We start from the raw sequence: 23,249 nt of genomic DNA on the forward strand, positions 1-23,249 counted from the left end.
ACCATAGGAGACCACCATGCCATCCTTGCCTGCCACCCTGCGTCATGGCGCCCTGTCGGGCAGCCTTGCCTCCCTTTTGTCCGCCGCCGCCCTGGCCCTGTGCGGGCGGCGCGAAACGGGCAGCGTGTTCGCTGCCGTCAGCGCCGTCAGCCACTGGCTGTGGGGCGACGAGGCGGCGCGCCGCAACGATGCCTCGCTCAGGCACACCCTGGTCGGCTATGTCATCCACCATTGCAGCGCCATGTTCTGGGGCGTGCTGTTCGAGCGCTATGCGGCGCGCATCCTCGACCGGCGCCGCGTGGCGTCCACCGTCGCGGCGGCGGCTGGCGCCACGGCCGTGGCCTGTTTCACGGATTACCAGCTGACGCCGCACCGTTTGCAGCCCGGCTACGAGATGCGGCTGTCGCGGCCCTCGCTGCTGCTGGTGTACGGCGCCTTCGGCATCGGCCTGGCCGCCGGCGCGCTGTGGCTGCGGCGGCGCTGAGGCGCTGCGCGCGGCGTTTCGCGAGTCACTTTCCTACACGCCGGCCCGCCGCGCGCCTATCTTGCCGGCCGCTGCGCGCCAGTAGCATGGAACTTCATCCACCAACCGAGGAGAAGCGCATGCAGGACGAACACGGCAACACCCCGCAGCATCCCGCCGACCAGGGGCGCAACACGCGCATGGACAAGACCGATGCCGATAAGGCCAAGGGCGATGCGTATGCGAACCAGGGCGGCGGCAAGCTGGCCAGCGGCAATGCCAACAGCGGCCACTGGGCCAATGACGTCATCACGCCGCAGGGCGGGCCCGACCCGGTGGAGCAGGAAAACCTGCCCACCCTGACGCAGCCCGATGGCAATGCCCACGTCAAGGGCGCGGCGCAGCGGCCGCAAAGCGAAGCGGGCAAGCTGGCTGACGACCGGCCGGGCCGCAACGAGTCGAAGGACATCCACAGATCACTGAATCAGCACGAGTAGGCCGGCGTGCTGCGAACGAGGAGAACCCCATGTTTGCACACAACAAGCGACTGCAATACACGGTCAGGGTGGAGCAGCCCAATCCCGGGCTGGCCAACCTGATGCTGGAACAATTCGGCGGCCCGCAGGGCGAATTGGCGGCCGCCTGCCGCTACTTCACGCAAGCCTTGTCGGAGGACGATCCGGGCCGCAAGGACATGCTGTTCGATATCGCCACGGAAGAACTGAGCCACCTGGAAGTGATCGGCAATATCGTCGTCATGCTCAACAAGGGCGCCAAGGGGCGGCTGGCCGAGGGCGTCGACCAGGCGGCGGAGCTGTACCGCAATATCACGGGCGCGGGCAACGACAGCCACGTGACCCAGGTGCTGTACGGCGGCGGCGCACCGCTGGTCAACTCGGCCGGCGTGCCGTGGTCGGCCGCCTACATCGACACCATCGGCGAACCGACGGCCGACCTGCGCTCGAATATCGCCGCCGAGGCGCGCGCCAAGATCGTCTACGAGCGCCTGATCAACCTGACGGACGACCCGGGCGTGAAGGAAGCGCTGGGTTTCCTGATGACGCGCGAAGTGGCGCACCAGAAGTCGTTTGAAAAAGCCCTGTATTCGATCGAGCCCAATTTCCCGCCGGGCAAACTGCCGGGCGACCCGCAGTACGCGGACGTGTATTTCAATATGTCGCAGGGGCCGGGCGAGGAACGGGGACCGTGGAACCAGGGCGGCAAGTGGCAGTACATTTCCGACCCGCGCCAGCAGATGGCCGTCGATGGCGGCACGGGCGAAGCGGAAGTGAAATTGCCGCAGGATGAACTGGCCACCGTGCAGCAGATGGCCGCGCGCACGGCATCGAATCCCGATGCCGACCCGCTGACGGGCGCGGAACTGGGCATGCGGCCCAACGGGCGCGATGGCGGCACCTCGTCCATGCCCTTGTAGCGCGGCAGGCTGGGTACCGCCAGCGTGAACACGCCGCGCGCGCTGCAGGCCCTGGCCAGACACTGGTCCTGGCCCCAGGCACTGGGCTTTGCCTTGTGCGGCGGTGGCGCGCTGTGGTTGCTGTACGCGCTGACGACCGAGCTGGCGCTGCGCCATGCCCATCTGGAGCCGGCCCTGATCGGCGGCAGCATGGCGGCAGCCGCCACGGCGTTGGGGACCGTGCCGGTGCTGCTGTCGCACAAATTTTCGCAGCGCAACTACGACTGCTTCCTCGGTTTTGGAGCCGGCGTGATGCTGGCGGCCACCGCGTTTTCACTGGTGCTGCCGGCGCTGGCGGCGGCCAGGCAGCGCGTGGCAACGCCCATGGACGCCAGCCTGCTGGTGGCCTTTGCCATGGGACTGGGCATGCTGCTGATCGTGGCGCTCAACCTGGTGGTGCGCGAACGCGTGCAGCACGGCGCGCCCGTCGCCGCCAGCAGCCTGAAAAGAGTGTGGATTTTTGTGTTGGCCGTCACCTTGCACAACCTGCCCGAGGGACTGGCGATCGGCGTCGGCTATGCCGGCGTGGAGTTGGAACGCGCCAATGCGCTGGCGGCCGGCATCGCTATCCAGGACGTGCCCGAAGGCCTGGTCGTGGCGCTGGCGCTGCGCAGCGTGGGCTACAGCCGGCGTCTGTCGGTGGCCATGGGCGCCGCCTCCGGACTGGTTGAACCCGTGGCGGCGCTGGCGGGCCTGGCCCTGATCGGCCTCTCGTCCGCCCTGCTGCCGTGGGGACTGGCGGCCGCCGCCGGCGCCATGCTGTTCGTCATCGTGCACGACGCCATTCCCGAGGCGCAGCGCAGCGGCAATGGCGGTTTTTCCAGTATCGCGCTGGTGTTCGGTTTTCTCCTGATGATGGTGCTCGATACGGCCTTGAGCTGATGGCACTGTGCGTGTGCGCTGCCGGGAGGTCGATGTGCGTATCATGGGCTTCTTGCACTCGGAGAAAACAAAGATGCGCATAGACACGACATCGGACTCGCCAAGCTGGACCAAGGTCTTTGACATTGGTCATGAACTGCGGCAGCTTGGTCCCTTGATGGAAGAAAAATATCCTGCCCTCGACTGGGAATTGTTTGTGTGCCTGCGCTGCGTGCCGAAAGACTTGCAGAGAAAAACATTTTGCCGTTACTACGCCAGCGACAATATGTTCGGCCTCGATATCGCCATGGACGAAGAAGACTTCGTGCCGGTGAAAAAAGACACGCCGGGGCAACGCAAATTGATCGGCGCCGCTTTCTTCACTTTTTTTGCAGCCAGCATCCGGAAATACGAGAAAAAACTCCCGGGACTCCAGCCGGTTTCAGCACAATTGACCGCCGACGTGCGGCAATGGTGTGTCGAGAATCAGTGGCTCGATTCCGCCGCCTGATCCACCACGCACACACGGCCACTCAACTTAGATCGTGCAAGTCTTTTTGCAGCGCCGGGCCGGTGGAAAACTGCGAAAACACGACTTCAAGTCCAGCGCGTTCCGGCGTGCAGCACATGGGGCCGACGAGGTAGCGCGATGCCACGGGAAACGGCGCCAGGCGCAGCAGCGGCCACAGCTTGCCATCGGTCGAATACTGCACGCGGATGGCGCCTTTTTCCACCGTCACGCGCAGCCAGAAACCGTCCGGCATGGCGGGCGCCAGGCTGACGGCCCAATCGGATGTATCGACCGTCAGCACGGTGCTCAACAAGAGCTGACCGTCGGAAAATTCGACGCCGCACTTGATCCAGTTTTCCGCATCGATGCGCACCATCAGGCCCGCCTGGTCGTACAGCGCTGCGTACTGCGCCGACACATGCAGCTGCGCCGTGAAATCGCCCTCGATGCCGGTGCCGAAAAAGTGGCCGCTGTCGCGGATAAAACCATACGAGGTCTTGCGCCAGAAATCCGTGTTGGCGTCCGTCGTCACGCGCAATTGCGCGCCGTCGGCGGACCAGTTTTCCGGTGCATTGAGCCAGCTGCCTTGCGTGAACATCGTCTCTCCTTTTGATCGAAAATACTACATAGTTTGCCCCCATCCCAGCGCCTTGTACAGGGCAATCGCATCGATGTAGGACGCCGTTTCCGCCAGCAGCGCTTCGCGCCGGATATCGTACAAGGCGCGCTGGTTTTCCAGCACGGCCTGGTAGCTGCCGGAACCACCGTGATAGCGCGTGCTGGCGATGCCGAGGGCCGCGTTGCCATGGCGCGCCGACTGCAGCAGGGACGCCAATCGCGTCTGGTTTTCCGCCAGTTGCGTGACGGCGTTTTCCACGTCTTCCTGCGCCAATAACATCGTCTGCTCATAGCGCGCCAGCGCGCCCTGCGCTTCTGCCTGCGTGCCGCGCAAGCGTGCCTTGACGCTGCCCAGGCGGAAGGCCGGATAGCTGACCGATGGCGTCACCTCGAACGCGCGCGCGCCGCCGTCGAATACACCGCTGCCGCGCAGCGCAAAAAAGCCGAGGAAACCGCCCAGGCTCAGGCGCGGATACAGGTCGGCCGTGGCGGCCCCCACGTCTTCGCTGGAGGCGGCCAGCAGGCGTTCGGCGCGCACCACGTCGGGACGCTGCTTGATCAGGCGGTTCACGTCGCCGAGCGGCAGCTGGCCCGCCAGCGGCGCCTGTTGCCGCGGCGTGGTGGCCAGCGCGATGGCCCCCGGGGTTTGACCGCTCAACACGTCGAGCCGGTACTGCGCCTGGAGTAAACCCGCTTGCAAGGGCGGCAGCATCGCTTCGCTGCGCGCCAGGTTGGCCAGCGCATTGTGGCGCTCTTCCGGCAAGCCGCTGCCGGCGCGGATGCGCGCATCGGTCAATGCCACCGTATCGCGCCAGCTTTGCACCTGCGCCTGCGTCAGCGCCAGGTTTTGCTGGTAGCCCAGCGCCTCATAGTAATTGCGGGCCACTTCGGCGGCGATCGTCAGCCGCACCTGCCGCAAGTCCGCCTGCGCCGCGTCGGCGCGGGCCTGCGCCGAACGGCTCATGTGCCCGAGGCGGCCGAACAGGTCGATCTCCCATTGCGCGTCGAACCCTATGCGCGTGCTGGCGCTGGCGGCGCGGCTGTCTGGCGTGTCCTGCTTGACTGCGCGCTGCCATCCTGCCTGGCCCGTGACGGTGGGCAGTTCATCGAGCCGGCGTTCGTCGAAAACGGCACGCGCGGCCAGCAGATTCGCTTGCGCCTGGGCGATATCGAGGTTGTGTTCGAGCGCGCTGGCGATCAGCCGCGACAGGCGCGCATCGTCGAAAAACGTCCACCAGGCGGCCTCGCTGACGGCGCTCGCGCCGGGTGCGAATAGCGCTTGCTGCGGACTGGCCAAATGGATGGCGGGCGTGCCCGGCGTGACATAGGCGGGGCTGACGGCGCAGCCGGCCAGCACGGGGAAAAGGGCGATAAGATAACGGTAATGTTTCATGGGGATTCCTTCAGCGCCTGCGACAAATCGCGCGCACGCGGCGTGGCATGGTCGGCCGTGTGGCGGCGGGCCAGAAAGGTGTACACGGTGGGCAGCACGAACAGGGTAAAGAAGGTGCCGATCAACATGCCCGAGACGATCACCACACCGAGGCCGAAGCGGCTGTTGGCGCCCGCGCCCGAGGCGAACAGCAGCGGCACCAGGCCCACCACCATGGCGGCCGTCGTCATCAAAATCGGGCGCAAGCGGATCTGCGCCGCCTTGCGGATGGCCGTGATGCGGTCGAGCCGTTCATGCACCTGCAATTCGTTGGCAAATTCCACCATCAGGATGCCGTGTTTGCTGATCAAGCCGATCAGGGTCACGAGACCGATCTGTGTGTAGATGTTGACGGTGGCGTAGCCCAGGGCCAGCGGAATCAGCGCGCCGCAGATCGACAGCGGCACCGTAATCAAAATGATTAACGGGTCCGTCAGGCTTTCATACTGCGCCGCCAGCACCAGGTAGATCACGACGACGGCGGCCAAAAAGGCCAGCAGCAGCGCATTGCCTTCCGTGGCGAACTGGCGCGCGTCCGATTGCCAGTCGTAGCTGAAGCCCGGCGGCAGGGTCTTGGCCACGCCATCGAGGAAGGCGACGGCGTCGCCGAGGGTCACGCCCGGCGCTGGCACGCCTTGGAAGGTGGCCGCATTTTGCTGGTTGAATTGCGTCAGCATGTTCGGCTCGATCTGTTCCGTCACCGAGACAACGGCGGACAGGGGCAGCAGGCTGCCATCGTCGGCGCGCACGTACTGCTGCGTCAGGGCTTGCGCCGTGAGCCGCTGTTCGCGCGGGCTTTGCGCGATGACGTCATACGCGCGGCCATCCATGCCGAAGCGGTTCAGGTAATTTTCACCCACCAGCACGGCCAGCGACTCGCCGATATCCTGCATGCGGATGCCCAGGCTGTTGGCTTTTGAACGATCCACGCGCACTTTGACCACCGGGTTGTTGTAATCGAGGTCGCTGTCGACGACGGCGAACAGGCCGCTGTCGCGCGCGCGCTGCTTGACGTCTTCCATGGTGTGGAACAGGGTGGCGTAATCCTGCGCGCTGCGCAGTACCATCTGCACGGGCAAGCCGCCGCTCGATCCCGGCAAGGGCGCCAGCTGGAAGGCGAAGATGCTCGTGCCTTCCACGTCGCCCACGGCATGCTGCAATTCGGCCTGGATGACGGCCGCGTTGCGCGAACGTTCGGCCCACGGCGTCAGGTTGATGCCGCCGATGCTCGATGCCGGGCCCTCACCGCCATTGATGATCCAGCGCGAGTCCGTTTCCGGGATATTTTTGTAGATGGCATCGAGCTTGTAGGAAAAGCGCTCGACGTAATCGAGGTTGGCGTGTTGCGGCGCCTTGATCGCCGTCAGTACGCTGGCCTGGTCTTCCGCCGGCGCCAGTTCGCGCTGCGGCAGCAGGTATAAAAACGGCAAACTGACCATCACCAGCGCGGCGAAACCGGCACTGAGCCAGCGGTGGTGCAGCGAGCGGTCCAGCAGGCGCGCATAGCGGCTGGTCAAGCCTTCGAAGAAATGCTCGGCGGCGCGTGCCATGCGCCCTTCCGATTGTTTGGGCTGCAGCAGCAGGGAGCTCATCACGGGCGACAAGGTCAAGGCCACCACGCCCGACACCACCACGGCGCCGGCCAGCGTGAGCGCGAATTCCTTGAACAGCGCACCCGTGAGTCCCCCCATCATGCCGATCGGCGCATACACGGCGGCCAGGGTGATCGTCATGGCGATCACGGGGCCGGCCACTTCGCGCGCGCCGACGAGGGCGGCCGCCACGGGCGTCTTGCCTTCCTCGATATGCCTATGGACGTTTTCCACCACGACGATGGCATCATCGACCACCAGGCCCACGGCCAGCACCATGGCCAGCAGGGTCAATAAATTGATGCTGAAGCCGAAGGCCAGCATCAGCGCCGCCGCGCCCAGCATCGACAACGGGATCGTCACGACGGGTATCAGCACGGAGCGCAAGGAACCCATGCACAGGTAGATGACGATGACGACGATCAGCAGTGCTTCGAGCAGGGTATGCGCCACCTCGTCGATGGACGACTGGATGAAGCGCGCCGTCTCGAACGCCAGTTCGACTTTCACGCCCGGTGGCAGGGTTTTCTGGATTTCGGGCAGCAGTTTTTTGATGCCGTCGACGATCACCAAAGGGTTGCCGCCCGGTGTGGGCGACAGGCCCAGGTACACGGCCGGCACGCCATCCATGATGCCGCTCGTCTCCGTGGCCGCCGCGCCCAGTTCCACCGTGCCCACGTCTTTCAGACGCACGAGCGACGCGCTGTCATCGCCGCCCTTGCGTATGACCATGTCGCGGAACTCCGCCACGCTGGTCAGATCCGTGTTGACGCTGATGTTCGAGACGACGAATTGTCCTTTGACTTTGCCGGGCGCCGCCTGGTAGTTATTGCGCCGCACGGCGTCGGCCACGTCGGCCGCCGTCAATCCGCGCGCCGCCAGTTTCGCCGGGTCGATCCACAAACGCATGGCCAGTTGCTGGCCGCCATACACGTCGACCTTGGCCACCCCGTCGATGGTGGCGAACATCGGTTGCACGACGCGCGCCAGGTAATCCGTCAGCGCGGGCGCGGACACGCTCTCGCTGGCAAAGCCGACATAGGCGACGGCCGAGGAATCGCCGGCCGAGCGCTCGATGACGGGGTCAAAAGCGCCTTCGGGCAGCTTGTAGCGCACCTGGTTGACCTTGGCCATCACTTCCGTCAACGCCTGCGTGGAATCGCGGTTCAGTTCCATGCGCACGGTCACCGTGCTGCTGCCCTGCACCGACGACGAAGTGAGGTAATCGATGCCTTCCACCGACGATACGGCTTGCGCGATCGGCTGCGTGACAAAGCCCTGCATCAGTTCCGCCGAAGCGCCCGGATACGTGGTTTTCACCGTGATGGTCGACGATTCGAGCATCGGGTATTGACGGATCGGCAGCTGCAGGATGGCGATCACGCCCAGCATCAGTATCAAGGTGCTGATCACCAGCGCCAGCACGGGGCGGCGTACGAATAAATCGGTAAATTTCATGGTGATGTCTTTCCTTTACGAGCCGGCTTTGGGCGCGGCGCGTTTTACTTCGTCCAGGGTATTGGCGACCGCTTGCACGGCCATGCCATCGGCCAGTTTCAGCTGGCCCGAAGCGACCACGCGCTGGCCCTCGCGCAAGCCGTCGAGGATGGCGATCCGGCCCCCTGCCCGCTCGCCCAGTTTCACGCCCACGCGCTTGACGGTGAGCGGCTGTTTTCCCTCCTGCTGCGCGACAAAGACCGTGTCGCCATACGCGCTGTAGGTCACGGCCGTTTCCGGTACCGTCAGCTGCTGGCCCGCCTCGCGCGCCACGCGCACGTTCGCGTACATTCCCGCCTTGAGCGCGCCGCGCGGATTGGCGAGCGCCGCTTGCACCTGCACCATGCGCGAACGGGCGATCAGCGGATCGATGGCGTTGATTTTGGCCGTGAAGATGTCACCGGGATAGGCGTCCACCAGCACTTGCACGGCCTGGCCCGGCGCCAGCTTCGCGCTGCTCTGTTCATCGAGCGCGAAGTTCACCATCAGCGACTTCGTGTCGATCAGGCTGGCCACCGTATCGGCCGCGTTCAGGTACTGGCCCGCGTGGACCTTGCGGATACCCAGCTGCCCGGCGAACGGCGCGCGGATGGTCTTTTGCGCGATCAGCGCCTCCGTCTGGCGCATGTCGCCCAGCGCCGCATCGCGCGCGGCCAGCGCACTATCGAGCTGTTCCTGCGTGGCCGCCTTTTCCTTGACCATCTGCGCGGTGCGCGCATGGCTGCTTTCCGCATTCTTCAGCTGCGCGCGCTGGCGCAGCAGGGCCGCCTGTTCCGGCGCATCATTGAGCTGGACCAGCACGGCGCCGGCCACCACGCTTTGCCCCGATGCGAAGCGGATCTGCGTGATGCGCCCGCCCGTTTCGGCCGCCACCTGCACCTGGCGCGCCGCTTCCAGTTCACCCACGCCCGCAAAAAAGCGCTCCTGCGTGCCCAGCAGGACGGGCACCAGCGCCACCTTGGTGGCGGGGTAGGCGGCGGCATCGGCCGCATGCGCAGCGGCTTGTGATTCAGCGCGCGGATACAGTACGGCGCCCGCGACGGCCAGGGCGATGGCCAGCGCGCAGGCGCCGACGATTTTCGTATTCATGATGAAGTCCTTTACAACTGGGAAGAAGAGGCGCAGCGGAGGCTGATCAGGTCCGCTGCGCGTTGAAAAGAAAGAACAGGCCGATGGTCCACAGCAGCAGCACCAGGTGCGTCGTCTGCAAGCCTTCCTGTGCGATCCAGTAGCCGAACCACAGGCCGCCCAGGTGCATCAGCAGCAAAAAGGCGGCCATGGCGCACAGGGCCAGGTTCAGCCAGGGCAAGGCAGCGGTCAGGCCGCCTCCGGCAAATAGCGCCACGCCCGTCCAGGCGGCGATGGCGGCCAGCAGTTGCAAGGTCAGCACCACGCCCAGCGACAGCCGGTGCAAGGTCAAGGACGTGAGCGCACGGCGCAGCAGCGGCGTCTGGATGGTCGGGTCCTGGCGCAGCGGGTCCATGCGCATGGTGTTGCCGATGGCCCAGACAGAGCCGTGGAAGGCGTGCAGGTTGTTGATGGCGGCCAGGGTCAGCCAGGTGGCCAGGCCGGTAGCGAGGATGGCGTGAAACAGCCAGATCGAGTGCTGCAGCTGCATGGGATTCCCGTCCAAAGAGTGTCTTGCTGGCATGCGGACGTGGAAACTCCTCGACAGCGGGGAGCTACCGGCCTATTATGCAAGCAATTAGTTGGTTAACTGGCCCCATGATAGTTGAGCGAAATGAATTACACAAGTAAACGTTTGGATAATAGCGAGGCGCCGCAAACGACGGAGCGCATCCTGTATTTCATCAAGACCAAGGGACCCGTCTCCACGGCGATCCTGGCCAAGACCCTGGACATGACGGGCGAGGCGGCGCGCCAGCAAGTGCAAAAGCTGGTGGCGGCGGGCTTGATTGAAGGACGGCAGGAAGCGCAAGCGGGCGCCGGCCGGCCGCGCCAGAACTGGGTCTTGACGGAAGCGGGCAATGCGCGCTTTCCCGACACGCATGCGCAGTTGACGATCAAGCTGATCGGTTCCGTGCGCCAGCTGTTCGGCGAGGCGGGCCTGGATAAACTCATCACGCAGCGCGAAGAGGAAAGCCGCGGCGCGTATGCGCAGGCGTGCTCGGCGCCGGACTTGTCCACGCGGCTGCGGCAACTGGCGGCCGTGCGCGACGAAGAGGGTTATATGGCGCGCGTGGAGGCGGACGGCGACGACTGGCTGCTGATCGAAGACCACTGCCCCATCTGCGCCGCCGCGCGCACCTGCCAGGGCTTTTGCCGCTCCGAATTGCAGCTGTTCCAGGAAGTGGTGGGACCGAACGCCAGCATCGTGCGCGAGCAGCACGTGCTGGCCAATGCCATGCGCTGCGTGTACCGGATCCGGGCGCTGCCCTAGGCTTTCGGAAACAGCGGGCGGGCCAGCAGCGCCACCAGCCCCGCCAGCCACCACACGACGGGCCAGTTGCTGGCCGCCAGCAAATGCGGGATGGCAATTGGCGTGAGGAACAAGCCCACGTAGACGGCCGTGTTTGCCATGCCCAGCGCCGTGCCCGCGTTGGCGCCGCCCGCTTCCGTGGCCAGCTCCGTGTAGGCCACGCCATGCCAGGCGGACACGGCGATGCCGGCCAGCACCACGGCGCTCATCAAGACCCAGCCCGGCGCATCGCACGCGGCGGCCATGCCCAGCAGCATGAACGTGGCCAGCGCCACCAGGGCCGAGCCGCGCAGGTAGGCGGGCCGGTTCGCGTGGCGGTCCGTGTGGCGTCCGCTCCAGATGCGCATCACCATGGCGCCCACTTGCAAGGCCACCATCACGGCCGTGATTCCCGCCAGGCCCAGGTGGCCATGGTCGTGCAGGAACACGGTGGCATAGCTGAGCACGGCAAACTGCGGCACGCACAGCAAGCCGATGGCGGCCACCATGCGCCAGACTTTACGATTCTGCAGGGGCGGCGCAGGCTGGACCGCAATCAGCCCCGTGGAAGCGTTGTGCGGCCCCGTGGCGGCCTCGGCAGAGAAATCGGGCTCATGCATCCAGCGCCACGTAAAAAACGCCGACAGGCCGCATACGAGGGCCAGGGCGCCAAACACGGGCATGAAGCCATAGCGTGAAGCCAGGCTGGGCAGGACGAGGGCGCCGAGGCCGCCGCCGAACGGCACGGCCGTCTGGCGGATGCTCATGGCGAAACCCCGTTCGCCGGCGCCGAACCAGCGCATCACGGCGCGGCCACTGGCGCCATTCACGCTGCCGCCCAGCACGCCCACCAGCGCCAGCCCGGCCGCCAGCGCCCACAGGGGCGGCACGGCGCCGTCAGCGGGCGTGATCCACAACAGCAAGGTCAGCAAGGCCAGCATGGTGCCCAGCAAGCCGGTCAGCAGCACGGGGCGGTCGCCCCAGCGGTCGGTGGCCATGCCCCACGGCAATTCGGTCAGGGCCACGCCCAGACCCATGGCGCCCAGCGCCACCCCCAGTTCCGTATTGCTCAGGTGATAGCCGCTGCGCAGCCAGATGGCTGTGGTCGGCATGCCATTGGCGGCGGCGGAAAAGCTGGCATTGGCCGCCACGCCGACGGCCAGCACTTTCCAGCGGTGTGCATCGCCCAAGGCGGGCGTGGTGACGGGGACAGGAACAGGAACAGCTTGGCAATTGGTGCTCATGGCAAGGACAGGAAAGTGGTTGACCCTGACAGTGTTGCGCAGTACGATCATTCTGAATATCAGATAATTTACGTTAAACCATCCCATAAAACCGGACGATTGTATTGATGCCATGAGCTTGCTTAATTTCGACATCGCCTTTCTGCGCAGCTATGTGGCTGGCATCGAGCTGGGCAGCTTTGCCCGCGCGGCGGACAAGGTGGGGCGTTCCACCTCGGCCGTCAGCGCGCAGCTGAAAAAACTCGAGGAGCAGGCGGGCATGCCCCTGTTTCGCAAGGATGGACGGGGACTGGCGTTGACGCCGGCCGGCGAAGTCTTGCTCGGTTATGCGCGCCGCCTGCTGGAACTCAACGACGAGGCGGCCGTCGCCTTGCGCGGCGCGGAACTGGAAGGGTGGATCAGGCTGGGCTTGCAGGAGGATTTTGGCGAAGCCTTGCTGCCCGACGTGCTGGGACGTTTTGCCCGCGCGCATCCGAAAGTGCGGATCGAGGCGCACGTGGCGCGCAACACGGCCTTGATGGAAGGGCTTGCCATGGGGCAGCTGGACCTGGCCCTGCTGTGGGGCGGCGCGTGCATCGCCGACGTGGCCGAGTATCCGCCGCAGCAGCGCCAGCATATCGCCGAACCGGCCATGCGCTGGATCGCCTCGTCCAGCCTGGCCTGGCGGCCCGAGTCGGGCGAGCCCTTGCCGCTCATTGCGTTCGACCGCGAATGCCTGTTCCAGCGCTGCGCCACGCAGGCGCTGGACCGGGCCGGCATCGCCTGGCGCACGGCGTTTACCAGTCCCAGCCTGGCCGGACTGTGGGCGGCCGCAGCAGCGGGGCTGGGCGTGACGGTGCGCACGGGCCTGGGCTTGCCGTCTTCCGTATGCGCGCTCGATCACGTGGCGGCCGGCTTGCCCGCCCTGCCCCCGCTGTCGCTGGAACTGCTGCGTGCGTCACAAGTGAGCAGGCCGCCCGTCGAGCGGCTGGCGGACCTGATCATCGAGTCGCTGCAGCAAGACGCGGCTTAGAACGACTGCGCCGTCGGGCGCAGCACGATTTCATTGATGCTCACGTCGTCCGGCTGCTCGATCGCATACGCGATGGCGCGCGCCACCGAAGCGGCGGGGATGGCAATCTCGTAGAACTCCTTGACGGCCTTGGCGCTCTCGGCGTGGCTGCTGCCCTCGCTCAATGGCGTGTCCACGGCGCCCGGCAAGATGGTGGTGGTGCGGATGGTGCCGCCGCTGGCCGCCAGCTCATGGCGCAAGCCTTCCGAAATGGCGCTGACGGCAAACTTGGTGCCGCTGTAGACGGTGCCGCCCGGACTGAAGACTTTTTGTCCCGCCACCGACGAGATATTGATGAAGTGGCCGCTGTTTTGCGCCTGGAAATACGGCAGCACGGCGGCGATGCCATTCAACACGCCTTTGATGTTGATATCGATCATGTTGTTCCACTCGTCGACTTGCAAGGCGCTCATCGGTGCGATGGCCATCAGGCCCGCATTGTTGATCAGCACGTCGACCTTGCCGAACACGGCCAGGGCCGTGTCGATCAGATTCTTGACGTCGGCAGGCACCGTGACGTCGGTCTGGGCGATGGCGGCCTGACCACCGGCCGCCGTGATTTCCTCGGCGATGGTGGTGAGCAAGTCCATGCGGCGCGCACCGAGCACGACAGAAGCGCCCAGCGCAGCCAGATGGCGCGCCGTGGCTTCGCCCAGGCCGCTGCTGGCGCCGGTGATGACAACGACTTTCCCTGCGATATGTAGACTCATGATGGATTCCCTGTGGAGGCAGCGGAGTGCTGCGGATGACATCGATCAATGCTGCCACAGCTTAGCGCATTTGCATCCTTTTTTGCTATAAAAAAGATAATTACTAAATGGTAATTGTTAGGCGCGAGCAATCAGCACTTGCACGGGCGCCATAGGAAAATCGCTGGCGTCGTATTGCTCCACTTGCTTCCAGCCCGTGTCGCGCAGCAGCTGCGCCAATTCACCATGCCGTGTCACCGTGCGGCCCAGCATGCGCATCGGCAAGTAGTACGGCAGCACGCGCGCCGCATCGCTAGGCGCCGGGGCGATTTCCGCCTGCACGCAGACGAGTACGCCACCGGGTTTTAACGCCGCCTGCATCTTGCGCAGGGCGCCCGCCATGTCGGGCACGAAATGCAGCACGGACGAGCACCAGATCAGGTCGTAGCCGCTGCCGATATCGTCGCAGCCCAGGTCGCCACCGACCGTTTCCAGGCGGTTGGATAGTTGCGCATGGGCAATGTTGGCGGCCGCCACAGCCACCGTTTCCGGCCAGTCGAAAACGCAACCGTGCAAGCCCGCATGGGCTTGCGCCAGCGCAATGGCAACCCAGCCCGGCCCGCCGCCCACGTCGAGCAGGCGCAAGGGCGTGTTGTCGTCCGCAAACGGGGCGATGCGCTGCATCACGGACAGGGCCGCGCGCATGGTGACGGCGCGTTGTTCCTGGCCAATTTGCTGCTGCGCGGCGGCGGCCCAGTTGATGCCATTGGCCGTGCTGTACGGCGCTGCTTTGCCGCCGTCGCGCACCAGCGTACTGAGCTGCGTGGCGAAGTGGCGCAGCGCATGCAGCCGGTACAGCCAGGCGTCGCCGCAAAAGGCCACGGAGTTGCGGCAGAAATACTGCAAGGTGGCGGCCGTGCAGCGGTAGCGCTGGGCATCTGCGTCGGCCCCGTCGCGCTCCAGCACCTGCATGCTCCAGAGCAGTTCCAGCAGCAGCGCCGTGTGCGGCGCATGCAGCGACAGGGTGTCGGCCAGCTGCGCCGGTGTGTGCGGTGTGGCCAGCACATCGAAAATGCCCAGTTCCAGGGCGGCGGCCAGCCCGTCCGCCTGCACGGGCGCGACGGCCAGGTCCCAGTACGGTTGCAAAGTGTGTTGCGACGTGAACGGCATGGCGCTTCCTTTCGGCGAGATGGGCATGGAAGCTATTTTATGCAACAATGAGAATAATTATCATTTGCGTTTGTATGCGGCACGGCGCATTTCGTATGCGCGACGGCGCGCAAGGACAGGGAGGAGCGATGAGGGAACAGGACAGGGAAGCGGCAGGCTGGACGCGGCGCCAGCTGGACCCGGGGATGGGCGAATGCCGCGCCGACCAGCGTCAGGTCGACCAGGGCTTGCTGCTCGTGCATTCCGATTACCGCCCGCGGCTGGCGCTCGTCGAGCAATCGAAGCATGACGACGGGGGCGGCATGGTGATCACCATCGGCCTGGAAGGCGCGTCCGCCTACGTCACGCGCGATGGCGAATCATTGCGTTTCCGGGGCGGCCATACGACGGTGACGGCGTTTCGCCACACGAGTGGCGAGCGCCGTTTCGAGGCGAATCAGCGGGCGGCGCAATTGCGCGTGCTGGTGGGGGAAGAGGCGCTGGCGCGCTACTGGCCGGAAGGCCTGGCGTCCTTGCCGCCCGACGGCGGCGCGCGCCAGCTGGCGCATACGGCCACGACGGCAGCCTGTGCCCTGCACGCGCGCTCGCTGCTGCGCGCGACGGACCCGCTGGCCGTGCATATCGGCGTGCTCAGCCTGCTGGCGGAGCAACTGCGGGCACTGCGGCCGGTGCCCTTTGCCGTGCCGCGCTGGTCCGAGACCGATATCGCCAGACTGGAACGCGTCCACGCGCTGATGCAGGAACAGATGGCGCAGGAACTGACGCTCGATTACCTGTGCGCGCAAGCGGGGCTGAGCTTGTTCAAGCTCAAGCAGGGATGGCGCTACCGCTACAACGACAGCCCGCAACGCACCCTGCTGGCGCTGCGCATGCAGCGGGCAAAATTACTGCTGGAAAATGGTTGCCAGGTGGCGCAGGCTGGCTGGCAAACCGGCTATCGCCACCCGGCCAATTTCAGCGCCGCCTTCAGCCGCTATTTCGGCTACGCGCCGAAGACCGTGGCGCGCGCGAAGGGCTGAATAGCCGGTGTAGAATCGGCGAGCAGCACATATTCATACGACCCACAAGGAGACATGATGGCCCGCAAAATCTTTGTCAATCTGCCCGTCCAGTCGCTGGAACGCTCCGTCGCGTTTTTCACGGCGCTGGGCTTCAGTTTCAATGCCCATTTCACGGATGAAACGGCGACGTGCATGATCGTCGCCGACGACATTTTCGTCATGCTGTTGACGCACGAAAAATTCAAGCAATTTACGCCCAAGCAGCTGTGCGACACCAAGGTGGCGACGGAAGTGCTCGTGTGTTTGTCGGCAGAGAGCCGCGGTGAAGTCGATGAGCTGGTGGCGAAGGCCGTCCAGGCGGGCGGCAGCATCTACAAGGAGCCGATGGATTTCGGCTTCATGTATGGGCATAGTTTCCAGGATCCCGATGGGCATCAGTGGGAATTGATGTATATGGAACCTAATTCTGTCCCCCAATAGCATCGTAGGTCGGATTAGCGGCGGCACGCCGCGTAATCCGACACGATCCGCCTGCCCAGCTTAAGAAGCCAGCGCCAGCAAATCGACCACTTCCAGCCCGGCCAGGTCTTGCGTCGTATTGCCCGCAAACGCGGCGCGGCTCGGTTGGCCGTTTTTCAGCCAGGTGCGCGTGACTTCCTTGATCTGCGCCAGGGTGCAATTGAGCACGCCGGTGCGGAACTGCTGGCGCACGGCTTCCGTCGTGCCACGCTGCTGCATGTTCCACGCCGTCAGCGCTTCCGCGTACGGCGAATGCGGCTTGTCGAGGCCCTTGATGACGCAGATGATGGCTTCTTCCACTTGTTCTTGCGAGAAATCGCCGTCGAGGATTTGATCGAGCGTCGTGCCGAAGTCGGCGAACGTGCCGGCCAGGCGCGGATCGCGGTAGGAACTCAATGTAAACGTGCCGGCGCCGGCCGCATAGCTGGCGCTGCCGCCATACGCGCCGCCTTTTTCGCGCAGGGCCGTATGCAGCACCTGGTTGGTCATCAGTTCGGCGGCGACGGCCAGGGCCGAAGCGTCCGGATTGTGCACGCCCGGCACGGCCCAGGAAACGAAGCAATGGTTGATCTGGCTTGTCGCATGCAGGGCCGTGTTGGCCAGCGGCAAAGCGGCAGGTGCGACGGTTTCCGCCGGTGCGATGGCATCTGTGCTCGCTGCCGGCAATTCCAGCAAACGCGCCAGGGTGATGCCATCCTGTTCCAGGCCGGCGCACAGCACGGTTGGCTGCTGGGCGATGATGTGCGCGTGCAAGGTGTCGAGTTCGCGCGCGATTTCCTGCAAGCCTGCCAACGTTTTGCTCAGCTGCTGCAAACGGCGGTAGAACGGCAAGGCGGCTGGGCCGCCGACGATGTCGTCGAAGCGGCGCGTGGGCGACAGGGGAGCTGCCGAGGCCAGCATGGCGTAGCGGTTGCCGGACTCGGCCAGGCTGGAGAGTTTGTCTTGCACCAGGCTTTCGATCAGGAAAGCCAGGCGCTCTTCTTCATCGAAGCGGGGCTTGGCGATCCAGGCCGACAGCACGGCGGCAATCGCCGCGTGTTCTTCGCGCAAGCCGCTGGCCGAGAACGACAGTTCCACGCGCATCGCTTGTTGCGGACGGGGAATGGCTTCCAGGCCGATGTGGAACGAGGGCACCATGCTCTGGCGCCAGGCGCTGGCGTCGTCGAACGACATGTCGCCCACGCCCAGTTCCGGCGCCAGGTCCGTGTACAAACGCAGCCATGGCCACGACGCTTCCGGCAGGCTCGACACGTCGTACAGCACGTTGGCATAGCTGATGCCGTTGGAAGCAATGCTGAACGCCACGGCGCCGTCGACGGCGGCCGGAATCGGCAAGGCCGGACGCGGCAAGGCGCTGACGTCGCCAGGGCGGATGCGCGGCAAGACTTCGGAATTCGATGGCAGTTGCTGATGTGCTTCCAGCGCGGCGGACTCGGCCACGATGTGCTCGCGCTCGGCATCCGTCAGCGTCGCTTGCAGGGCCGCCAGCTTGGCGTCTTCCTGGGCGGCGCGGTCCGTGAAGTAGGCGCTGTCGGGCACCACGTGCGTCGTCAGGCGGGTCGGATTGGCGATCAGCTCGCGCACCAGCTGTTTGAAGAATTCCGGATCCTCGATCTGCTGTTCCAGGGTTTCCAGGATGGCCGCATTGTCGAACGCGTCCATCACGTCGCCGCCATACATGGCCAGCGGCAAGGCGTGCAGCAAGCGGCCCAGGCCGTAAGGCATGCGGCCGCTGCTGATTTCGCGCTGGCTGTACTTGATGTCGCGCAAGGCGGCGTGCAGCACGGCGGCGGGAATGCCCTCTTCCGCCGTCTCTTCCAGGGCCGTCCAGATGCGCTGGTGCGCATCGGCGATCTGTTCTTTGGTCAACCCTTCCATGCCGATGTGGAACACCATCTGGCGGATGCCCGCGTCGCGGCCATTCATGTCCGATGGGCGGCCATAGCCGGCCGATTCCATGGCCCGCATGACGGGCGCCGACGATTCGCCGAGCAAGCCGTGCGACAGCAGATGTGCGTGGTAGTAGGCGATGGGGTCGCTCGACTCACCCATCAGCCAGGCGAATTGCAGGCCGAACTCATCGTCGCGCGCTTCCTGCGACGGAATCTTGACGATATTTTCCTGTGGCGCCGTCCATGCGGGCGCCAGCTGCGGCAGGCGGCGTTCGGAGAAACCGCTGAGCTTGGACAACACGCGCTCGGCGACTTGTTCCTGCACGGCCGACGCTTCGATATTGCCGGCGGTCATGATCACGGCTTGCGACGGATGATAGTGGCTGGCGTGGAATGCTTTCAGCATGTCATGTGTCAGCTCGGGGATGTCGAGCGGGTCGCCGCCCGATTCCACTTCATACGTCGTGCCCTTGAGCAAGGCGCTGGCGATGCCGCTGTCGAGCGCGCGCATGGGGCTGTTGAAAGCGCCCTTCATTTCATTGAAGACGATGCCCTGGTACACGAGCTTGTCGCCTTCGAACGCATGGCGCCAGCCTTCCTGCCGGAAATTCAGGTAATCGAGGTTCGGGAAGAAGGCCGCGTCCAGGTAGACGTCGAGCAGGTTGAAGAAATCCTTGCGGTCGGTGCTGGCGAACGGGTACACGGTGCGGTCCGCATAGGTCATCGCATTCATGAACGTGGCCGTCGAGCGGCGCAGCATCGAGAAGAACGGGTCGCGCACCGGGTAGCGCGACGAGCCGCACAAGGCCAGGTGTTCGAGAATGTGGGCGCGTCCGTCGCTCACTTCCGGCACAGTGGGAAAGGCCACCAGGAACACCATCTCAGCCTGCTCGGTATGCATGTGGATATGGCGCATGCCCGTTGCTGGCTCGACATATTGCTCGATGGTTGCCTGCAAGACTGGAATGAAGTTGCTGCTGACTTTTTCAAATGTGCTCATGCGGTATGGGATCTCTGCGGTAGGTGATTCGGAGTGTCGGTGGGGCTGCATCACATGTGGGGGCAAAGTGGCGCAATGCCAGGGCCGGCGGCCACTTTGATGCCTGTATGAAGTTTTTCCCTATTGTACTAGGAGTATCTGCGCGCCGCCGCCGACGCTTGCTTGTGGGACGCAAAAGCAACAAGGTTGCCAAATCGGCTATTTTTGACAGCTGGCGCCCCGCAATGGAGGCTTAGCGTACCATGCGCCTTTTGCATTCCAGACTGAACCGAAGGCGCCTACCTTGTCCCGACTTTCCTTTCGCCAACTGTTATTTGCCGCCTTCATTTTGACGACGGGCATTTTGACGGCCACCTCCGTGCAAGCCCTGCTGACCCTCGAACACCTGGCGCGGCTGGGGCGTGAGACGGCGGCGCAGGCGATTGCCCTGACGGAACAGTCGCAGCGCCTGTCCGAGCGCACCCTGGCCATGGAGCGCAGCGCGCGCCAATTCCTCGTGCTCGACGACCCCGTGTTCCGCGAGCGCTTCGCGGCGGCCCGCGACGAAGCGACGGCGGCGCTGCAAGTGCTGAACCGTGCCACGCCCGAGTTCGCTCCCCAGCTGGCCGACGAATGGACGGTGCAGGCGCAATCGGCCTGGGAAGTTTTACAGGCAGGCAAGCGCCGCAAGCGCGATGGCCACGCCGTCGTGTACCGCGCGTTTGCCCGCATGACGCAGATCAATGACAGCCTGGCGCGCGAAAGCAAGACGGAAATCGGCAGCCGCAACGACGCCCTGCTGGCCGAGCTGGAACGCCAGCGCCGCCTGCTGGGCGTGCTGGTCGGCGGCGCCGTGCTGCTGGCGGCCGTGCTGGCCACCTGCTTCGGCTTCCTGCTGTCGCGTCCGCTGCGCCGCATCGAGACGGCCATCGAGCGCCTCGGTGACAAGCGCTACGACCAGCCCATCGTCGTCGGCGGCCCGGCCGACACGCGCCGCCTGGGCCAGCAGCTGGACTGGCTGCGCCAGCGCCTGGCCGACCTCGATGCCGACAAGGAACGTTTTCTGCGCCACATTTCGCATGAACTGAAGACCCCGCTGGCGGCCCTGCGCGAAGGCGTGGCCTTGCTGGAAGACGAGGTGGCGGGCAAGCTCAGCGATAGCCAGCGCGAAATCGCCGGCATCCTGCAGCAAAACACGGCGTCCCTGCAAACGCAAATCGAGGACTTGCTGCGCTACAATACCGCCGCTTTTGACGCCCAGCACTTGGCGCACAGCAAGGTCGATTTGCTGGTCTTGCTGCAAGATGTGGTGGCCGGGCAGCGCCTGCAATGGCTGGCGCGCCGTTTGACGGTCGAAGTGCAGGGTGTATCCCTGATCGTGCAGGTCGACCGCGACAAGCTGGCGACGGCCCTGGCCAATTTGCTGTCGAATGCCGTACGCTTCAGCCCGGAAGGCGGCACCGTGCGGTTTGCCCTGTCTTGCAAAGGCGGCCGCGTGCGCATCGACTGCATCGACGAGGGCGCCGGCGTGGCGCCCGAGGATGCCGCGCGTATTTTTGAACCGTTTTACCAGGGAGTGCGCCAGGCGGCCGGCGCGCGTAACGGCAATGGCATCGGCCTGTCCATCGTGCGCGAATATATCGCCGCCCACGATGGCAGCGTCACTCTTTTACCGCGCCCCGCCGGCGCGCATTTTCGGATAGAACTGCCCTTATGATGACGAGAATTTCCCTGGCCGCCATGGCCGCCTGCGTATTGCTGTTGGGCGCTTGCGCCGCCAAGCCCCCCGTCCAGACGCCCGTGCTCGTGCAAACGCCGCCGCGCGTCGTGGTAGTGGCCGATCCCCAGCTGACCGAACTGCTCGCGTATCAAAGCGCCCTGCGCCTGATGACGCCGTCGGAACTGGTAAAAGCGCAACTGGACCTGGCAAAAGCCGACCATGCGCCGCACAACACCATACGCCGTGCCATGCTGCAAGCGGCCTTGCACGGTCCGGGCGACCTGGCCCGCGCGCAAGCCTCGCTGGAACCGCTGGCCACGGCCACGGGCAAGGATGCGCAACTGCTGGCGCCGCTGGCGCAATTGCTGGGCAGCCAGTATGCGGAACTGCGCCGCCAGGAAGAGAGCATCGACAAGCTCAACACGCAGTTGCGCGACGCCCAGCGCCGCATCGACTTGCTCAATGAAAAACTCGAAGCGTTAAAGAATATCGAGCGCAGCCTGTCCGTGCGCCCTGCCGCGGGAGCGCCGAAATGAGCGAGCACGCCCACATCTTATTGGTCGACGACGATCCCGACCTGCTGCGCCTGCTGACCATCCGCCTCAAGGCGGGCAATTATCGGGTGACGGCCGTGGGCAGCGCGGAAGCGGCCCTGGCGCGCCTGGCCGTGGAATTGCCGGCCCTGGTCATTACCGACGTGCAATTGCCGGGCCGCGACGGCCTGGCCCTGTTTGATGAAATCCGCCGCCAGCATTCGGCCCTGCCCGTCATCCTGCTGACGGCCCACGGCACGATTCCCGACGCCGTCGACGCGACGGCGCGTGGCGCGTTTGCCTACCTGACGAAACCGTTCGACGGCAAGCTGCTGATGGAAAAAGTGGCGTATGCCATCAACTTGTCCACCGTCATGCCGGCGCAAGCGTCCGGCGACGAGAGCTGGCGTGCCGAGCTGATCAGCCGCAGTTCGCAGATGGCCGAGCTGCTGGCCGAAGCCAAGCTGGTGGCGGGCTCCGACGCCAGCATCCTGATACGCGGCCCCAGCGGCACGGGCAAGGAATTGCTGGCGCGCGCGCTGCACAACGCCAGCCGCCGCGCCAAGGCGCCGTTTATCGCCGTCAACTGCGGCGCCATTCCCGAGCAGCTGCTGGAATCGGAACTGTTCGGCCACGTGAAGGGATCGTTTACGGGCGCCGTCGGCAACCGCGAAGGCTTGTTCCAGGCGGCCGATGGCGGCACCCTGTTTTTGGATGAGATCGGCGACATGCCCTTGCCGCTGCAGGTGAAACTGCTGAGGGTGCTGCAGGAGCGGGCCGTGCGCCCCGTCGGCGCCGACCAGACGCGTCCGGTGGACGTGCGCTTGCTGTCGGCCACGCACCGCGACCTCGACGTGGCGATGGCCGAGGGGCAATTCCGCGAAGACCTGTATTACCGGCTCAACGTGGTGACCTTGACCTTGCCGCCGCTGGCCGAGCGCCGCGAAGACATCGCCCTGCTGGCGAACCATTTCCTGCAGAAACTGGCAGCCAAGTATCAAAAACCGTTGAACGGCTTCGCGCCCGATGCCTTGACTGCCCTGGTGGCCGCGCCATGGCCCGGCAATGTGCGCCAGCTGGTCAATGTCGTCGAGCAAGTGTGCGCGCTGGCCACGGCGCCGCTGGTGCCCTTGTCGCTGGTGCAGCGTGCGCTGCGCGTGCCGTCGCTGGAAGCGCTCAGCTACAACGAAGCCAAGCAGCGCTTCGAGCGCGACTATCTGATTCAGTTGCTGCGCTTGACGGACGGCAACGTGGCAGATGCCGCCCGCCTGGCCGACCGCAACCGCACGGAGTTCTACCGCTTATTGCAGAAATACGAGCTGACGCCGGCCCTGTTCCGGGCCGATGGCGACCCTGTCGCTGAATAGCGACAAAAATAAAGCGTTAAAAATCAGGGGCTTGGCGCAAAATATTGACGGTCTTGCCACAATCTGTCGCTGTCAGGCGACAAAAAGCCCCGTTTTCCGGGCCAGATCGCCGCGAAACGGGCCGGAAAAATCGAGATGGAATGTAAGTCCTTGATTTTGAATGAAATTTAAAAGCTGGCACGGCGCTTGCTGTATGGGTAGATGTGACGCTTCAAAG

General features: G+C 65.0%; 21 protein-coding genes. 12 read left to right on the top strand and 9 right to left on the bottom strand.

What is annotated here, in order from left to right; all coding sequences use genetic code 11:
* The first annotated feature begins 16 nt into the window (after positions 1-16).
* The 5 genes from AC54AG_RS18445 to AC54AG_RS18465 all read left to right on the top strand — a co-directional run bounded on the left by AC54AG_RS18445 (position 17) and on the right by AC54AG_RS18465 (position 3,309).
* A complete protein-coding gene (locus tag AC54AG_RS18445; protein WP_496631217.1) occupies positions 17-484 on the top strand; it encodes a hypothetical protein in 468 nt (155 codons plus the stop codon).
* Positions 485-603: 119 nt separating this feature from the next.
* Entirely contained in the window at positions 604-960 is a 357-nt protein-coding gene (locus tag AC54AG_RS18450) for a hypothetical protein (protein ID WP_436482132.1), read from the top strand.
* A gap of 29 nt (positions 961-989) precedes the next feature.
* Positions 990-1,898, top strand: coding sequence for a manganese catalase family protein (locus tag AC54AG_RS18455; protein ID WP_496631219.1), 909 nt, complete (start codon positions 990-992; stop codon positions 1,896-1,898).
* 24 nt (positions 1,899-1,922) lie between these two features.
* Entirely contained in the window at positions 1,923-2,819 is an 897-nt protein-coding gene (locus AC54AG_RS18460) for a ZIP family metal transporter (protein ID WP_496631220.1), read from the top strand.
* Positions 2,820-2,892: 73 nt separating this feature from the next.
* Positions 2,893-3,309, top strand: coding sequence for an Imm44 family immunity protein (locus AC54AG_RS18465; protein WP_034752584.1), 417 nt, complete (start codon positions 2,893-2,895; stop codon positions 3,307-3,309).
* A 22-nt stretch (positions 3,310-3,331) separates the two neighbouring features.
* Here AC54AG_RS18465 and AC54AG_RS18470 read toward each other — a convergent pair whose 3' ends face one another.
* From AC54AG_RS18470 to AC54AG_RS18490, 5 genes are read right to left on the bottom strand one after another with little or no spacing between them, the layout of a single operon-like run.
* Positions 3,332-3,907, bottom strand: a complete 576-nt coding sequence (locus AC54AG_RS18470; RefSeq protein ID WP_331778167.1) for a DUF1349 domain-containing protein — start codon at positions 3,905-3,907, stop codon at positions 3,332-3,334.
* Between the two features lie 24 nt (positions 3,908-3,931).
* The gene (locus AC54AG_RS18475) at positions 3,932-5,320 is read right to left on the bottom strand and encodes an efflux transporter outer membrane subunit (protein WP_496631221.1); all 1,389 of its coding nucleotides are present in this window, start codon (positions 5,318-5,320) and stop codon (positions 3,932-3,934) included.
* Positions 5,317-8,409, bottom strand: coding sequence for a MexW/MexI family multidrug efflux RND transporter permease subunit (locus tag AC54AG_RS18480; protein ID WP_496631222.1), 3,093 nt, complete (start codon positions 8,407-8,409; stop codon positions 5,317-5,319). The genes AC54AG_RS18475 and AC54AG_RS18480 overlap by 4 nt, the downstream gene beginning before the upstream one ends.
* 15 nt (positions 8,410-8,424) lie before the next feature.
* A complete protein-coding gene (locus AC54AG_RS18485; RefSeq protein WP_496631223.1) occupies positions 8,425-9,537 on the bottom strand; it encodes an efflux RND transporter periplasmic adaptor subunit in 1,113 nt (370 codons plus the stop codon).
* A 46-nt stretch (positions 9,538-9,583) separates the two neighbouring features.
* Complete coding sequence (locus tag AC54AG_RS18490) at positions 9,584-10,066, bottom strand: DUF2165 family protein (RefSeq protein ID WP_496631224.1); 483 nt, start codon at positions 10,064-10,066, stop codon at positions 9,584-9,586.
* A gap of 123 nt (positions 10,067-10,189) precedes the next feature.
* Here AC54AG_RS18490 and AC54AG_RS18495 point away from each other — a divergent pair, with 123 nt between their 5' ends.
* Positions 10,190-10,849 (top strand): helix-turn-helix transcriptional regulator, encoded by a 660-nt coding sequence (locus tag AC54AG_RS18495; RefSeq protein ID WP_496631225.1) that lies wholly within the window; start codon positions 10,190-10,192, stop codon positions 10,847-10,849.
* Here AC54AG_RS18495 and AC54AG_RS18500 read toward each other — a convergent pair.
* Entirely contained in the window at positions 10,846-12,111 is a 1,266-nt protein-coding gene (locus AC54AG_RS18500; RefSeq protein WP_496631226.1) for an MFS transporter, read from the bottom strand. The two genes, AC54AG_RS18495 and AC54AG_RS18500, sit on opposite strands and share 4 nt — an antisense overlap.
* 112 nt (positions 12,112-12,223) lie before the next feature.
* On the opposite strand from AC54AG_RS18500, the gene AC54AG_RS18505 reads away from it, so the two are divergent.
* Positions 12,224-13,123: a LysR substrate-binding domain-containing protein gene (locus tag AC54AG_RS18505; RefSeq protein ID WP_034752566.1), complete on the top strand. Its 900-nt coding sequence runs from the start codon at positions 12,224-12,226 to the stop codon at positions 13,121-13,123.
* Here the strand turns inward: AC54AG_RS18505 and AC54AG_RS18510 are convergent.
* Positions 13,120-13,872 (bottom strand): SDR family oxidoreductase, encoded by a 753-nt coding sequence (locus AC54AG_RS18510; RefSeq protein WP_496631227.1) that lies wholly within the window; start codon positions 13,870-13,872, stop codon positions 13,120-13,122. The genes AC54AG_RS18505 and AC54AG_RS18510 overlap by 4 nt on opposite strands.
* Positions 13,873-13,989: 117 nt before the next feature.
* Positions 13,990-15,021, bottom strand: a complete 1,032-nt coding sequence (locus AC54AG_RS18515; protein ID WP_496631228.1) for a methyltransferase domain-containing protein — start codon at positions 15,019-15,021, stop codon at positions 13,990-13,992.
* A gap of 128 nt (positions 15,022-15,149) precedes the next feature.
* On the opposite strand from AC54AG_RS18515, the gene AC54AG_RS18520 reads away from it, so the two are divergent.
* Entirely contained in the window at positions 15,150-16,040 is an 891-nt protein-coding gene (locus tag AC54AG_RS18520; protein ID WP_496631229.1) for a helix-turn-helix transcriptional regulator, read from the top strand.
* A gap of 57 nt (positions 16,041-16,097) precedes the next feature.
* Positions 16,098-16,502 (top strand): VOC family protein, encoded by a 405-nt coding sequence (locus tag AC54AG_RS18525; RefSeq protein ID WP_034752558.1) that lies wholly within the window; start codon positions 16,098-16,100, stop codon positions 16,500-16,502.
* Between the two features lie 60 nt (positions 16,503-16,562).
* On the opposite strand, the gene AC54AG_RS18530 is transcribed toward AC54AG_RS18525, so the two are convergent.
* Positions 16,563-19,433, bottom strand: a complete 2,871-nt coding sequence (locus AC54AG_RS18530) for an insulinase family protein (protein WP_496631230.1) — start codon at positions 19,431-19,433, stop codon at positions 16,563-16,565.
* 283 nt (positions 19,434-19,716) lie between these two features.
* Here AC54AG_RS18530 and AC54AG_RS18535 point away from each other — a divergent pair, with 283 nt between their 5' ends.
* The 3 genes from AC54AG_RS18535 to AC54AG_RS18545 are packed head-to-tail and all read left to right on the top strand — an operon-like array spanning position 19,717 to position 23,032.
* Positions 19,717-21,129 carry a HAMP domain-containing sensor histidine kinase gene (locus AC54AG_RS18535; RefSeq protein ID WP_496631231.1) on the top strand — a complete coding sequence of 471 codons (1,413 nt, stop codon included), beginning with the start codon at positions 19,717-19,719 and terminating at the stop codon, positions 21,127-21,129.
* Positions 21,126-21,668, top strand: coding sequence for a hypothetical protein (locus tag AC54AG_RS18540; RefSeq protein ID WP_496631232.1), 543 nt, complete (start codon positions 21,126-21,128; stop codon positions 21,666-21,668). The genes AC54AG_RS18535 and AC54AG_RS18540 overlap by 4 nt, the downstream gene beginning before the upstream one ends.
* Positions 21,665-23,032: a sigma 54-interacting transcriptional regulator gene (locus tag AC54AG_RS18545; RefSeq protein WP_034752548.1), complete on the top strand. Its 1,368-nt coding sequence runs from the start codon at positions 21,665-21,667 to the stop codon at positions 23,030-23,032. Before AC54AG_RS18540 ends, AC54AG_RS18545 begins: the two co-directional genes overlap by 4 nt.
* Positions 23,033-23,249: the final 217 nt, after the last annotated feature.

It is taken from the genome of Janthinobacterium sp. BCJ23 (assembly GCF_059617945.1).